The 13,318-nt window shown below is 68.0% G+C and carries 13 protein-coding genes; 6 read left to right on the top strand and 7 right to left on the bottom strand.

Going from position 1 to position 13,318, the window contains the following annotated elements:
• Positions 1–199 precede the first annotated feature (199 nt).
• The 6 genes from G4D77_RS18375 to G4D77_RS18350 form a co-directional block, all read right to left on the bottom strand.
• Positions 200–787, bottom strand: a complete 588-nt coding sequence (locus tag G4D77_RS18375; protein ID WP_016453580.1) for a hypothetical protein — start codon at positions 785–787, stop codon at positions 200–202.
• Positions 788–932: 145 nt separating this feature from the next.
• Positions 933–1,151, bottom strand: a complete 219-nt coding sequence (locus G4D77_RS18370) for a CsbD family protein (RefSeq protein WP_012202308.1) — start codon at positions 1,149–1,151, stop codon at positions 933–935.
• Positions 1,152–1,674: 523 nt separating this feature from the next.
• Complete coding sequence (locus G4D77_RS18365) at positions 1,675–2,343, bottom strand: ABC-type transport auxiliary lipoprotein family protein (protein ID WP_016453581.1); 669 nt, start codon at positions 2,341–2,343, stop codon at positions 1,675–1,677.
• A 13-nt stretch (positions 2,344–2,356) separates the two neighbouring features.
• Positions 2,357–3,319 (bottom strand): MlaD family protein, encoded by a 963-nt coding sequence (locus tag G4D77_RS18360; RefSeq protein WP_016448535.1) that lies wholly within the window; start codon positions 3,317–3,319, stop codon positions 2,357–2,359.
• A 198-nt stretch (positions 3,320–3,517) separates the two neighbouring features.
• The gene (locus G4D77_RS18355) at positions 3,518–4,321 is read right to left on the bottom strand and encodes an ABC transporter ATP-binding protein (RefSeq protein ID WP_012202305.1); all 804 of its coding nucleotides are present in this window, start codon (positions 4,319–4,321) and stop codon (positions 3,518–3,520) included.
• A complete protein-coding gene (locus tag G4D77_RS18350; RefSeq protein WP_047326961.1) occupies positions 4,321–5,451 on the bottom strand; it encodes an MlaE family ABC transporter permease in 1,131 nt (376 codons plus the stop codon). Before G4D77_RS18350 ends, G4D77_RS18355 begins: the two co-directional genes overlap by 1 nt.
• Before the next feature lie 326 nt (positions 5,452–5,777).
• Between G4D77_RS18350 and G4D77_RS18345 the strand changes: the two genes are divergently transcribed.
• Positions 5,778–7,505 carry a GMC family oxidoreductase gene (locus tag G4D77_RS18345; RefSeq protein WP_017404919.1) on the top strand — a complete coding sequence of 576 codons (1,728 nt, stop codon included), beginning with the start codon at positions 5,778–5,780 and terminating at the stop codon, positions 7,503–7,505.
• Here G4D77_RS18345 and G4D77_RS18340 read toward each other — a convergent pair.
• Positions 7,502–8,425 carry a LysR family transcriptional regulator gene (locus tag G4D77_RS18340; RefSeq protein WP_213757720.1) on the bottom strand — a complete coding sequence of 308 codons (924 nt, stop codon included), beginning with the start codon at positions 8,423–8,425 and terminating at the stop codon, positions 7,502–7,504. The two genes, G4D77_RS18345 and G4D77_RS18340, sit on opposite strands and share 4 nt — an antisense overlap.
• A 99-nt stretch (positions 8,426–8,524) precedes the next feature.
• Here G4D77_RS18340 and G4D77_RS18335 point away from each other — a divergent pair, with 99 nt between their 5' ends.
• The 5 genes from G4D77_RS18335 (at position 8,525) to G4D77_RS18315 (ending at position 13,237) form a co-directional block, all read left to right on the top strand.
• The gene (locus G4D77_RS18335; RefSeq protein WP_250134228.1) at positions 8,525–9,553 is read left to right on the top strand and encodes a zinc-dependent alcohol dehydrogenase family protein; all 1,029 of its coding nucleotides are present in this window, start codon (positions 8,525–8,527) and stop codon (positions 9,551–9,553) included.
• 297 nt (positions 9,554–9,850) lie between these two features.
• Positions 9,851–10,609, top strand: coding sequence for a sulfite exporter TauE/SafE family protein (locus G4D77_RS18330; RefSeq protein ID WP_154833228.1), 759 nt, complete (start codon positions 9,851–9,853; stop codon positions 10,607–10,609).
• A 254-nt stretch (positions 10,610–10,863) separates the two neighbouring features.
• Positions 10,864–11,634 carry an ABC transporter substrate-binding protein gene (locus tag G4D77_RS18325; RefSeq protein WP_154833226.1) on the top strand — a complete coding sequence of 257 codons (771 nt, stop codon included), beginning with the start codon at positions 10,864–10,866 and terminating at the stop codon, positions 11,632–11,634.
• Between the two features lie 65 nt (positions 11,635–11,699).
• Complete coding sequence (locus tag G4D77_RS18320) at positions 11,700–12,482, top strand: amino acid ABC transporter permease (protein WP_012202298.1); 783 nt, start codon at positions 11,700–11,702, stop codon at positions 12,480–12,482.
• Complete coding sequence (locus tag G4D77_RS18315) at positions 12,479–13,237, top strand: amino acid ABC transporter ATP-binding protein (RefSeq protein WP_047326956.1); 759 nt, start codon at positions 12,479–12,481, stop codon at positions 13,235–13,237. Before G4D77_RS18320 ends, G4D77_RS18315 begins: the two co-directional genes overlap by 4 nt.
• The last annotated feature ends 81 nt before the right edge of the window (positions 13,238–13,318 follow it).

Below are 13,318 nucleotides of genomic sequence, written 5' to 3'. Positions count from 1 at the left end.
CCCGTTTGACCCACATCAGCCAACCCGAAAACAGCAAAGCCCCGCGAGCGGGGCTTGGTCAAGGCGGATAAAACTGGCGCGGCCAAAAGGCCAGGGGCACCGAGCAAGAGCCGCCTCGCGGCGAAGGTGCCGTCCCCCTCCCTTGCGAAGCAAGTAGAGAGGGGGAAGGCGCGCAGCGCCTCAGGGGGTGCCTACCAGCTTACTGTCCATATTTACGCTTGGCATCCGCCACGCAGGTGTCCTTGGCGTCACCGCTCATGGTGTCGCAACGGGCCTTGGCAGCCTTGTAGTCGGCTTCGCGGGTTTCCTCGGCAGCGTCCTTGCGGGTCTCGGCCACGTTGGCGGCCTTGGCGGCAGAGTTGGCGGCAGGTTCGGCCTGGGCCTTGTTCACCTTGGCGGCTTCGACGGCACGCACATGGGCAGCCTTGGCATCCTTCACGCAGACGTCCTTGGCGTCGCCCTTGAGGTCATCGCACTTTTCCTTGGCGATGTCGTAGTCCGCATCAGCCTTGGCCTTGAGTGCCTTTTCGCTGTTCTTGGGCGAAGGATTGCGGCGCGATTCCAGTTCAGCCTTGGCGACGTTTTCCTGGCCCTTGGCCTGCTTCTCGCAGACGTCCTTGGCGTTGTCCTTGAGCGGCTTGCACTGTTCCTTGGCAGCCTTGTAGTCGGCCTCGATCTGGTTCTTGGCGGCCGTGTGCTCGGCATTGGTCATGGCCATGGCGCCGGAGGCCATCAGGCCCAGGGCGACGGCGGACAGCATGTGGCGAAAGCGTTGCGGTGTTTGCATGATGGAACTCCTTGTATTTGTACTGAGGTGGCCCTTGATGCCTGCGGCGGCGGGCCTTGGGTGCATGCCCTGGGGGCATGCCGGCTATCGAGGAGCGGATGGGGGCGCCGGCCAGGGCGACCAGCCCATCCGCAGTCCACCCTCGTCAGTCTTCGAAGCGGAAGTCGGGGTTGCGCTTTTGCCAGTCGGTCAGCTGCTTTTCGGCAGCGTCGCGGGCCAGGCCCTGGCGCTCCTGCAGCTTGCCCAGGAATTGCTCGCGCTTGCCGGCGATCACGTCCAGATCGTCATCGGTGAGCTTGCCCCATTGCTCACGGATCTTGCCGGTGAATTGCTTCCAGTTGCCCTTGATGCGGTCTTCATTCATGGCTTGTTCCTTTCAGTGATGTTGAAGTCGTGCCGTGCAATCAGGCCTTGTTTTTTCAAAGCCGCGATCTGCATCAGCGACGGTTCCACTGTAAAAAACCTGCGCGCCGCGCGCCGTAGTCTGGACCTAGTGTTGACGGTCGTCCCAGGGGCAGCCGAGACGGTGGGATCGGGACTACAGCCCCTGACGGACGCGCGGGAAGCGCTGGGTCAGGCGCGGCCCGCCCCTGCCCTGAGTACCCAGCCTTTTCCCCGTATGTCCGCACCTGCGCCGTGGCGGTTGCGGGGTTGCAAGCCTGCCGAAGGACAGGCTTGCTTCGTGATCTGACCTTTCTTGGCGAATCAAGAAAAGGGCAGTCGGCTGCCGGGCCGAGACCCGGCCTCGAAAAGCAACCATCCGGCAGGGGCAGAAAAAGTCCACTTGCTTGCAGAGCCAGTTGCCGAAAACAAAAAACGGCCAGCGGATGCAATGCACCCACCAGCCGTTCTCAAGAGAATGGATGGGCTGGAAATCCAGCAGCCGCTCAGTGCCCCTGCTGCCCCAGCCACGCATCGATCTGCGCAATGGCCGCATCCGTGGCCTTGGCCAGGGCCTGGGCGCCGCCCGCCGCATCGCCCGAAGCTGCAGGACTGCGCACCTCGAACACCTTCTGTCCGAGCAGTCGGTCCACGGCACCGCTTTGCTCGACCAGGGTGGCGCGCAGGCGCACCACGCCGGCACTGGAGCCGGGCGCGTCAAAGACCTGGCTGAACTCTTCGATGTCCACGCGCAGCAGCGTGGGCACGGCGCCTTGCAGGCGCGGCTGGGCCACGCTTTCGCTGCTGGCCAGCACGGGGCGCTGCAGGCCCAGTTGGCTGCGCAGGCGCTGCTGCAGCAGCAGTGCAGGAGGCTGGCTCCAGCGCGCCAGCTGGTAGGGGCGCAGTTCCTGGCCGTTGGCATAGGCCAGGCGGTAGAACATGGCCGTGCTGCCGTCGGACAGGGCGGGGGCCTCCACATCGGCCAGCGCCAGCGGCGTGCGTGCCTGCGGGGCTGCGGATGTGGCGGACTGCGCGGGCGTGGACAGCGGCGCCAGGCCGAAGTCATAGCGCGCGGGCTGGGCGGGGGGCTGCGGCAGGGCCGAGCAGCCGGCCAGCAGGATCAGGGCGGCGGCCAGTCCAGCGCTGGCCACGGCGGTCTTGCGAGATGGGGACATGCGGGTTCCTCGGTCAGGGCTGGGTGGCTGCAGACGGGGCGACGAAGCCGGGCTCGCCCGGCCCCGGACGGGCCTGGCCCGGCCCGTAGATCACGGCCTGCGGGTTGTCGCTGAAGCGGCTGGCCGCCGTGCCCATCTGGCGCGCGGCGCGCGAGACATCATCGGCCGCTCGGTTGGCGTGCGGCACCGTGCTGCGGCCCAGCGAATCGGCCATGCGGGTCAGTGCGCGCGTGCTCTGGGCGATCTGCTCCAGCGGCCCGTCCTGCGCGTTCACGCGGCGCACGGTCTGCTGCAGCTCGGACGCCACGGCGGCGGCTCCGTTGCTGGCCTTCTCCAGCGACTGCAGGGTGTTGTGGGCGTCGGCGGCGAGCTGCGGCACCTGGGTGGACAGCGTGCGGTCCAGGTTCTGCGTGAGCTGCTGCACGCCTGCGGCAGCGGCCGCAATGTTCTCCAGCGCCTGGCTCACGCGCTTTTGGTTGTCGGTGTCCAGCATGTCGCTGAGGCGGCGCGAGATTTCATCGGCGCGCTCCAGCAGCACCTGCCCCTGGTCGGCCAGCATGCTCAGGGGCGAAGAGCGCAGCGGCAGGCGCGGCAGACCGCTGGGGCCCGGTGGCAGTTGGGGCTGCGGCTGGTCCGCGTCGTCCAGCTGCACATGGGCCAGGCCCGTGACGCCCTGGTAGCCCAGCACGGCGAACGTGGTGGGCGTGATGGGCGTGTTCACACCGATGGCGATGCGGATCAGCACGTTGCCATTGGTCTGCGGATCGAACCCGATCCGCGTGACCTTGCCCACCGCCACGCCCTTGTAGCGCACGGCAGCCTGGGCCTGCAGGCCGCTGATGCCGTCCTTGGTGGACAGCTCGTACTCGTTGTACTGCCGCGTATCGCGCGTCAGCCAGATCGCCAGCCCCGCCAGCAGGGCCGCCACGACCAGCACGAAAATGCCGGCCGCCATGGCATGTGATTTGTTTTCCATATCAATGGTCCATAACGTTGAGCCCAGCAAAACAAGGCATGGGGCCACAGCCCCCAGGGCCAGCACTCAGAGCGCGGCCTTCAAAACCGGCGCACCCCAAGGCAAGGGACACCGAGCAAGGGCCGCCCCGCCGCGAGGGTGTCGTCCCCCCCCGCAAAGCGAGAGGGGGGAAGGCGCGAAGCGACTCAGGGGGGCTTCTCATACCGTGCTCATCGCGCGCCTGCCGCGCTCGCCCTGGAAGAAATGCTCGATGAACGGATGCTTGAACTCGGCCACCTCGCGCGGCGGGCCGCTGACCAGCACCTTCTTCTCGGCCAGCACGGCCACGCGCGAGGACAGTGCGAACAGCGTGTCCAGGTCGTGCGTGACCATGATGACGGTCAGGCCCAGCTCGGCACGCAGCTCGCGCAGCAGTTCGCAGAATTCGTCGGAGCTGGTGGGGTCCAGGCCGGCCGTGGGCTCGTCGAGCAGCAGCAGGGGCGGGTCCATGATCAGCGCCCGCGCCAGCGCCACGCGCTTGATCATGCCGCCCGAGAGATCGGCCGGCATGCGCGAGGCATGCTCGGGCTTGAGGCCCACCATCTGCAGCTTGACCAGGGCCGCGTCGCGCACCAGATCGTCGGGCAGCGTGCCCTGCTCGCGCAGCGCGAAGGCCACGTTGTCCAGCACGCTGAAGGCCGAGTACAGCGCCCCGTGCTGGAACAGCATGCCCACGCGGCTGGCAGCGCCCTCGCGGCCCATTTCGCTGGCCGGGCGGCCCAGCACTTCGACGCGGCCCTTGGTGGGCTCCAGCAGCCCCAGCATCTGGCGCAGCAGCACGGTCTTGCCCGTGCCCGAGCCGCCGACGATGGACAGCATCTCGCCGCGCTGCACATCCAGGTCCAGGTCCTGGTGCACGGCAAAGGCGTTCTCGCCTTCGCCGAACACGCTCCACAGCCCGGCGATGCGCACGATGGGCTCGTCGGCTGCGGGTGTGGAGGAGGTTTCGGTGTCCATGGCCATCAGATTCCGACATCTTTGAAAAGGATTGCGAAGATCGCATCCACCACGATGACCATGGTGATGGCCGACACCACCGAGGCCGTCGTGCCCTTGCCCAGGCTCTGCGTATTGGGCTCCACGCGCAGGCCCCAGTGGCAGCCGATCAAGGCGATGAGGGCGCCGAAGACCACGGACTTGCCCATGGCGATCCAGAGGTTGCCGATCTTCACGGCGGCAGGCAGCGCCTCGGCAAAGTAGGCGCCCGTGACGCCCATGGTCAGGTCGGCGGCCAGCATGCCGCCGGCCAGCGCGGCCAGCGTGGTCCACAGCGAGACCAGGGGCATGGCAATGGCCAGCGCCAGCGCACGCGGCAGCACCAGGCGAAAGCCGTGCGGTATGCCCATGACCTGCATGGCGTCCAGCTCTTCGGTGACGCGCATCACACCGATCTGGGCGGTGATGGCCGAGCCCGTGCGGCCCGCCACCAAGATGGCCGCCAGCAGCGGGCCCAGCTCGCGGATCAGCGAGATGCCCAGGATGTTGACGATGAAGGATTCAGCCCCGAACTGGCGCAGCTGCAGCGCCATCAGGTAGGCCAGCACCACGCCGATCAGAAAGCCCACCAGGGCCGTGATGGGCAGGGCCGTGGCGCCCATGGAGTAGAGGTGGCCGGAAATGTCGCGCCAGGGCCCCCGGTGCGGGGCACGCGCAAAGCGCACCACGTCGATCAGCAACTGGCCGATGAGCCGCGTCAGCTGTGCGAAATGGCCACAGGCGTTGATGACCAGGCAGCCCAGGCTGTCGATGTGCTCCAGCAGGCTCAGGCGCGGAGCCGGCGGTGCAGGCTCCTTGGAAAAACGGGCCACGCGGTCGAGCATGGCGCGCTGCGCGTCGCTGGCCGCCAGGCGCGCGGGCAGGCGACGGCCCCAGTGGTTCCACAGCAGTTGCGCGCCCACGTGGTCCAGCCAGTCCAGCCCTTGCAGGTTCCAGCCCAGGTCATCGCCCTTGGCGTCGGCCAGCTGTGCACGCAGCCTGCGCCATTGCGCCCGCCGGCCCAGCTCGGCCGCGCCCCAGGAGCCGGTCAGCAACGCCCATTGGCCGTCGTTGTCACGGCGCAGGCTGCATTGGGGGGGATTGTTGAGGGCAGACAAGTGCAGGAAGTCCTTGGGGGTTGCGAAGGCGAGGCCGAGGCGCGCGGGCAGGCACGGTGGCACGCCCGCCAAGACCGCAGGATAACCGAGCGGCGCGGCCCGCAGATTGCCCCGCAACGCCGTGTGCGCGACGGCTTTGCCCTACGCGTGCAATTTTTATCAAAAAACCAGCGGGACGGCCATCGCTGCTGCATGCGCTGCTGCGAAAAAAGGAGTCCAGCGCGCTTTCCCTCTCGACAGTGCGCATGCCGTCCGCACAATGGGCCGAAGCACCAACCCCGGCTCCCAAGGACGTTCCGGCCCGCAGCGGACGCCCGCCCATCTCCATGAGCAATACCACCTTCGACTACATCGTCATCGGCGCCGGCACGGCAGGCGCCCTCCTGGCCAACAGGCTCTCGCGCGACGGCCGCAGCCGCGTGCTGCTGATCGAGGCGGGCGCCAAGGACGACTACCACTGGATCCACATCCCCGTGGGCTACCTGTACTGCATCGGCAATCCGCGCACCGACTGGCTCTACCAGACCGAACCCGACGAAGGGCTCAACGGCCGCAGCCTGCGCTATCCGCGCGGCAAGACGCTGGGCGGCTGCTCCAGCATCAACGGCATGATCTACATGCGCGGCCAGGCCCGCGACTACGACGGCTGGGCCGAGCTGACCGGCGACGACGCTTGGCGCTGGGACCAGGTGCTGCCGGCCTTTCGCCAGCATGAAAGCCATTGGCGGCTGGACGCAGGGGGCAACGCCGATGCGCGCTTTCGCGCCCTGCACGGCGGCACGGGCACAGGCGGCAGCGGCGAATGGCGCGTGGAGCGGCAGCGCCTGCGCTGGGACATCCTGGACGCCTTTGCCGAAGCCGCCCAGCAGGCCGGCATTCCGGCCACCGAGGACTTCAACGGCGGCAGCAACGAGGGGGTGGGCTACTTCGAGGTCAACCAAAAGGGCGGCCTGCGCTGGAACACCGCCAAGGCCTTCCTGCGGCCCACCTGCTATGGCCGCCCCAACTTCGAGCTGTGGACCCATGCCCAGGTCAGCCGGCTGCTGTTCGAGCCGCTGCCCGCCGGCGGCCTGCGCTGCAGCGGCGCACAGGTCTGGACCGGCTCGGAAATGGTCGATGTGCAGGCCAGCCAGGAGGTCCTGCTGTGCGCGGGCGCCGTGAACTCCCCGCAGATCCTGCAGCTGTCGGGCATAGGCCCGGGGGCGCTGCTGCAAGGCCACGGCATCGCCGTGCGCCACGACCTGCCCGGCGTGGGCGAGAACCTGCAGGACCATCTGCAGATCCGCTCGGTCTACAAGATCAAGGGCGCGCGCACGCTCAACACCATGGCCAATTCGCTGTGGGGCAAGGCCGGCATCGGCCTGGAGTACCTGCTGCGCCGCAGCGGCCCCATGAGCATGGCGCCCTCGCAGCTGGGCGCCTTCACGCGCAGCAGCCCCCAGCAGGCGCACCCCAATATCCAGTACCACGTGCAGCCGCTGTCGCTGGACGCCTTCGGCGAGCCGCTGCACGGTTTTCCGGCCTTCACGGCCAGCGTCTGCAACCTCAACCCCACCAGCCGGGGCACGGTACGCATCCGCAGCGGGGACTTCCGCCAGGCGCCTGCCATTGCGCCGCACTACCTGTCCACGCCCGAGGACCGGCAGGTGGCCGCCGACAGCCTGCGCGTGACGCGGCGCATCGTCAGCCAGAGCGCGCTGGCGCGCTTTGCCCCCGAGGAATGGAAGCCCGGCGTGCAATACCAGAGCGACGAGGACCTGGCCCGCCTGGCCGGCGACATTGCCACCACCATCTTCCACCCCGTGGGAACCACGAAGATGGGCCGCGCCGACGACCCCATGGCTGTGCTCGACAGCCGCCTGCGCGTGCGCGGCGTACAGGGCCTGCGCGTGATCGATGCAGGCGCCATGCCGCGCATCACCAGCGGCAACACCAACAGCCCGACGCTGATGATGGCGGAGAAGGCCGCCGGCTGGATTCTTGCGGACAGGCAGGGCCGGGGCCAGGAGCCGGCACGGCAGAGCACGGAACCGGCCGTTGCGCTGGCCGCCTAGGACTGCTCCTGCAGCAGCGGCGGGATCGCCGCCAGCAGCGCATCGATGGTCACGCGCAGCCGGTAGGGCAGAAAGCGCGTGCGCGGCCACAGCACATGCAGGGGAATGCGCGCGGCCGGCACCTCGGGCAGCAGGCGCACCAGCGCCCCGCTGTCCAGCGCGCTGCGCACCCGCCACAGCGGCATGTGGGCCAGGCCCGCGCCCTGCAGCGTGGCCGTGGCGATGGTTTCTATGTCGTCAAAGCCCAGCGCCGGCTCCAGCACGGGCGCGGCCAGCGATCCATCCTCACCGGCCAGCCCCCAGGGGGCGGCGCGGCCGCTGCGCATATAGGCAATACAGCGATGCCCGGCCAGGTCGGCCACGCTGCGCGGCGCGCCATGGGCCTGCAGATAGGCGGGTGATGCGCACAGCACCATGGTTTGCATGCCAAGGCGCCGCGCAACCAGCCAGTCGCTGTCAGACAGTTCCCCGCTGCGTATGGCCAGGTCGATGCCGTCATCGGCGAAGTCCAGCTGGCGGTCGGTGAAGCTGGCCTCGATGCGCAGGCGCGGATGCAGCTGCGCCAGCTCCAGCAGCAAGGGAGCCACGTGGTGGCGGCCGAAGACCACGGGTGCGCTGATGCGCAGCCGGCCCACCACTTCCCGCCGCCCGGCTTCCAGCATGTGCCGGGCGGCATCCAGGTCCTCCAGCGCCTGCGCGCAGCGCTCGTAGAACATCTGGCCGTCCTCGGTCAGCCCCAGGCTGCGCGTGGTGCGCACGAACAGCCGCGCGCCCAGGCGCTCTTCCAGCCGCGCCACGGCCTTGCCAACAGCCGAGCGCGTAAGGCCCAGGCGCTCGGCCGCCTGGGCGAAGCTGCCGGCCTCGGCCGAGGCGACGAAAGCGCTGACGCCTGCCAGCCTGTCATTTGCAATTGGTTCCATAAATTCTACAAACCATAGCCTCAATTGAATCAATGCAATTATGGAGGAATCAATAGACTGAAGTCCTGTTTGATATCTGCCTCGAAAGGACCGCCTTCCATGACCGTGCCTGCGTCTTCCCCATTCATGCAGCAATGGCAACTGCCCGCCCTGGGCCATGAAAACCTGCAGCTGGTGCAAGTTCCCATTCCCGAGCCCGGGCAGGGCCAGGTACTGGTGCGCGTGCATGCGGCATCGCTGAACTACCGCGATCTGCTGATCCTGCGCGACGGCATGGGCATGGGGCCGGCCCTGCCCCTGGTGCCCGGCTCGGACATGGCTGGCGAGGTGGTCGCCATCGGCCCGGGCGTCGCGGAGTTCGCGGTTGGCGACGCCGTGATCAGCACCTTCTTCTGCGGCTGGCAGGACGGCGTGCAGCCGCGCACCAGCCTGCCGCTGGGCTCGCCCGGGCCGGGCATGCTGTCGGAATACGTGGTGCTGGGCGAAGACAACCTGGTCGCCGCGCCCCGTCATCTGGACTTTGCGCAGGCCAGCACCCTGACGTGCGCGGGCGCAACCGCCTGGTTCGCACTGGCCGAGTCCGCGCCCACGCGGCCCGGGGACACCGTGGTCATCATGGGCACGGGCGGCGTGGCGCTGTTCGCCATGCAGATCGCCCATGCCCAGGGTGCGCGCGTGGTGGTGGTTTCGGGCAGCGACGACAAGCTGGCGCGGGCTGCGCAGCTGGGTGCAGACCACGGCATCCACCGCCACCGCACGCCGGACTGGGCCGCCGAGGTGCGTGCCCTCACGGGAGGACGCGGCGCCGACCATGTGCTGGAACTGGCCGGGGGGGATAACTTCGGCCGCTCGCTATCGGCCCTGGCACAGGGAGGCCTCGTGTCGGTGATCGGCAATCTGCAGGGCGACGAGCTGCGCGGCTCGGTCTATCCGCTGCTGCTGGGGCGCGCCACCGTTCAGGGCATCGGCGTGGCACACCGGCGTGCGCTGCAGGATCTGGTGCGTGCCGTGGACTGGCTGAAGCTGCAACCTGTGATCGACAGCGAATACGCGCTGGCCGATCTGCCGGCAGCCCTGGAGCATCTGGAGCGGGGTGCTTTCGGCAAGCTGGTGCTGCGCATGCGCTGAACGTCCGGCAACCGGCAATCATCGTCCCAGCCCCTTGCTGGTGCAATCCCGCACTTTCGCGGCAACTGCGGGAAATCCCCGATGCACCACCCAGGTGCGGCCATTAAAGTCCATCCACTCTCGCGGTACCACAGTGCTGCACAAGAGGGGCCGAGGAGACAACTCGTACACAACCAGATCAACATTCATAAATAGCATCCCAAGATGCATTTCCCAGAGCGCCGGCAAGTCCGGCGCTTTTTTTATGCCTGCGGCCAGCCTGATGCGGCACCGTGGCGGTGCGACAATCGCCGCCCTATGGAATGGATCATCGTCTCGCTGGCCTCGATGCTGGCCGGCTTCGTGGACGCCATCGTGGGCGGCGGAGGCCTCATCCTGCTGCCCGCGCTGTTCGCCACCTTCCCCACCGCACCACCGGCCACCCTGCTGGGCACCAACAAGAGCGCCTCCGTCTGGGGCACGGCCATGTCCACCTGGCAGTACGGCCGCAAGGTGCAATTGCCCTGGCGCGCGATGATGCCGGCCGCCTGCGTGGGCATGGCGGGCTCCTTTGCGGGGGCCTGGGCCGTCACGCAGATCTCCCCCGACTTCCTGCGCCAGTTGCTGCCGCTGGTGCTGCTGGGCGTGCTGGTCTATACGCTGGCGCGCAAGGACATGGGCCGCAACCACACGCCGCGCTATTCGGGCCGCGCCGAGACGCTGATCGCCTGCGCCATCGGCCTGGCCATCGGCTTCTATGACGGGTTCTTCGGCCCCGGCACGGGCAGCTTCTTCGTGTTCCTGTTCGTGCGGCTGATGGGCTATGACTTCCTGAACTCATCGGCCTCGGCCAAGCTGCTGAACATGGCCACCAACCTGGCGGCGCTGGCGCTGTTCACGCTCAAGGGCCATATCTGGTGGCACCTGGCCGTCCCCATGGCAGTGGCCAATGTGCTGGGCGCCATGCTGGGCACGCACATGGCCCTGCGCCATGGAACGGGCTTCGTGCGGGGCATCTTCATCGGCGTGGTGAGCCTGCTGATCCTCAAGACCGGCTACGACGCCTTCATCGCCTGAGCACGCAGGCCAGCGGCATCCGCAACACCTGCCATCGGCATCGGCGACGGCAACCTTCTATAATTGCCGACTTTTCGCCTTGAGCTGCGGCGGCAGGTGCATGTCGCACCCCTGCCAGCGGCTGCACCCGACCCGCCGCGCAGCCACGCAATCGGCCCCGCCGTCCATGGCCATGCACCGATCCGTGCGTTGGCGCTTTCCCCCTCTTGCGGCGCCGGGGTCAGGTCCTGAGCGACAGCCCTCCTGGAGCTTCCATGAAACGCATTACCGTCATCGCCGCCGCCGCGCTGGCCCTGTGGACCGCCGCAGGCGTTCAGGCCCGCCCCTTCGACGCCATCCAGAAGGAAGGCACGTTGCGCCTGGCCACCGAAGGCTATTACGCGCCCTTTGCCCATTTCGAGGGCAAGCAGTTGACCGGGTTCGAGGTCGAGCTGGCACAGATGCTGGCCGGCAAGATGGGCGTGAAGTACGAGTGGAAGACCATCAGCTTCGACGCCCTGCTGACCGGCCTGCAGCAGGACCGCTGGGATCTGGTGATTTCCTCGCACGGCATCACGCCCGAGCGCGAGAAGGCCGTGACCTTCACCCAGCCCCATTACTGCTCTGGCGCCATCGTGATGTCGCTGGACCCGGCCATCCGCTCGGGCAAGGACCTGGCGGGCAAGACGGTGTCGGTGCAGACCGGCACCACCTATCTGCAGTACATGGAGAAGAACCTGCCCGGCATCAAGCGCCTGGTCAACTTCCCCACGAACGAGGCCGCGCGCAATGCGCTGCTGTCCAAGCGGGTGGACGCCTGGGTGACCGAGCGCTTCATTGCCAAGGAACTGCAGCAGAAGAACCCCAATGCCCAGCTCAAGCAGGGCGAGTTGCTGCTGGTCGAGCGCATCGCCGCCGCCGTGGCCAAGGACAACAAGTCGCTGGCCGACGCCTGGAACAAGGCCTTCAAGGACGCCCTGGCCGACGGCAGCTACGCCAAGCTGTCGCAGAAATATTTCCACGAAGACATCCGCTGCCCTGACTGAGGCCCCGGGCAGATCTGCCCGACCGGCGCCCACTTGCAGGGCGCCTTTTTGTTTCTAGCCCACCTATGCTTACCGTCCTCTGGCCCGCCCACTGGAGCCGCTCGCAGCGCAGCAACGCCACCCTGGTCACGGCCCTGCTGCTGATGGTGCTCGTGGTTTCGCTGCTGGGGCAACTGCTGTCCCTGCTGCCCGAGCCCATAGGCTCCAATGCCGACACCTTCGCCGAAGGCGCGCGCACCACGCTGTACCTGACGCTGGTCAGCGGCGCCGCCGGCCTGGTGCTGGGCATCGCCGCCGCGCTGGCGCGCACCTCGCGCACGGCCGCCCTGCGCTGGGCCGCGGGCTTCTACGTCTGGGCGATCCGCGGCACGCCGCTGCTGGTGCAGATCCTGTTCATCTACTTCGCGCTGCCGGTGCTGATCCCGGGCCTGAACCTGCCCGACTTCGCCGCCGCCTGCATTGCACTGGCGCTGAACGTGGGCGCCTACAACGCCGAAGCCGTGCGCGCCGGCCTGCAGGCCGTGCCGCGCGGCCAGGCCGAGGCCGCACGCGCCCTGGGCCTGCCGCGCATCTGCGTCTTCATGGACGTGGTGTTCCCGCAGGCCTTCAAGATCTCGCTGCCGCCGCTGGTGAGCAACTTCGTGGCCCTGCTCAAGGATTCGTCGCTGGCGTACGCCATCGGCGTGGTGGAGCTGACCAATGTGGGCAACCGCATCCAGTCGGCCACCTTCCAGCCCGTGGAGACCCTGGTCACCGTGGGCGTGACCTACCTGGTGCTGACCACGCTGGTGACCCAGGTCACGGCTGCCGTGGAGTACCGCTTCGACGTGGAGGGCCGCCACAAATGAGCGCCGACAAGCTGGCACGGGGCATGCCCTACATCGTGGCCGAGAAGGTCACCAAGTCCTTCGGCAACCACCAGGTGCTCAAGGGCGTTTCCACGCAGTTCTGCACGGGCGAGGTGACGGTGATCATCGGCGCCTCGGGCTCGGGCAAGTCCACGCTGCTGCGCGCCATCAACCGGCTGGAGCCGCATGATGGCGGGCGCATCACCATCGACGGCGTCGAAGTCACCGACAACGAAGCCACGCTGCAAAAGCAGCGCTGCGAAGTGGGCATGGTGTTCCAGCAGTTCAACCTGTTCGGCCACATGACGGTGCTGGACAACGTGACCCTGGCGCCGCGCCGCATCCACAAAACGCCGCGCGCCCAGGCCAATGCCAAGGCCATGGCCCTGCTGGAGCGCGTGGGCATGCAGGCCCATGCCCACAAGTACCCTTGGCAGCTGTCGGGCGGCCAGCAGCAGCGCGTGGCCATTGCCCGTGCCCTGGCCATGGAGCCGCAGGTGATGCTGTTCGACGAGCCCACCAGCGCGCTGGACCCGGAGATGGTGCAGGAGGTGCTGGACGTGATGCGCGAGCTGGCACGCGGCGGCATGACCATGATCGTGGTCACCCACGAAATGGGCTTCGCCCGCGAGGTCGCCGACCGCGTGATGTTCTTCGACCAGGGCTGCATCGCCCACGAGGCGCCACCGGCCGAATTCTTCGGCAACCCGGCCAGCGAGCGGATCGCGGCGTTCATCGGGCGCATGGGGCATTGAGGCCGAAGCCCTGATTCGTCGCCTTGCGTGCCCTCATGCGCAGGGGGCATGCCGTTGTCGCCTTGCGTGTCCATGACTACC

It is taken from the genome of Delftia sp. WY8, from assembly GCF_018437695.1.
GTDB classification, from domain to species: domain Bacteria; phylum Pseudomonadota; class Gammaproteobacteria; order Burkholderiales; family Burkholderiaceae_C; genus Comamonas; species Comamonas tsuruhatensis.
This window is presented reverse-complemented; position numbering and strand designations above follow the sequence as displayed.

Excerpts from the sequence above, each read along its gene's own strand:
- G4D77_RS18320 (WP_012202298.1), top strand. The coding sequence starts at position 11,700 with ATGCTTACCGTCCTCTGGCCCGCCCACTGGAGCCGCTCGCAGCGCAGC.
- G4D77_RS18340 (WP_213757720.1), bottom strand. The coding sequence starts at position 8,425 with ATGGAACCAATTGCAAATGACAGGCTGGCAGGCGTCAGCGCTTTCGTC.
- G4D77_RS18345 (WP_017404919.1), top strand. The coding sequence starts at position 5,778 with ATGAGCAATACCACCTTCGACTACATCGTCATCGGCGCCGGCACGGCA.
- G4D77_RS18355 (WP_012202305.1), bottom strand. The coding sequence starts at position 4,321 with ATGGCCATGGACACCGAAACCTCCTCCACACCCGCAGCCGACGAGCCC.
- G4D77_RS18375 (WP_016453580.1), bottom strand. The coding sequence starts at position 787 with ATGCAAACACCGCAACGCTTTCGCCACATGCTGTCCGCCGTCGCCCTG.
- G4D77_RS18360 (WP_016448535.1), bottom strand. The coding sequence starts at position 3,319 with ATGGAAAACAAATCACATGCCATGGCGGCCGGCATTTTCGTGCTGGTC.
- G4D77_RS18315 (WP_047326956.1), top strand. The coding sequence starts at position 12,479 with ATGAGCGCCGACAAGCTGGCACGGGGCATGCCCTACATCGTGGCCGAG.
- G4D77_RS18330 (WP_154833228.1), top strand. The coding sequence starts at position 9,851 with ATGGAATGGATCATCGTCTCGCTGGCCTCGATGCTGGCCGGCTTCGTG.
- G4D77_RS18370 (WP_012202308.1), bottom strand. The coding sequence starts at position 1,151 with ATGAATGAAGACCGCATCAAGGGCAACTGGAAGCAATTCACCGGCAAG.
- G4D77_RS18365 (WP_016453581.1), bottom strand. The coding sequence starts at position 2,343 with ATGTCCCCATCTCGCAAGACCGCCGTGGCCAGCGCTGGACTGGCCGCC.
- G4D77_RS18325 (WP_154833226.1), top strand. The coding sequence starts at position 10,864 with ATGAAACGCATTACCGTCATCGCCGCCGCCGCGCTGGCCCTGTGGACC.
- G4D77_RS18335 (WP_250134228.1), top strand. The coding sequence starts at position 8,525 with ATGACCGTGCCTGCGTCTTCCCCATTCATGCAGCAATGGCAACTGCCC.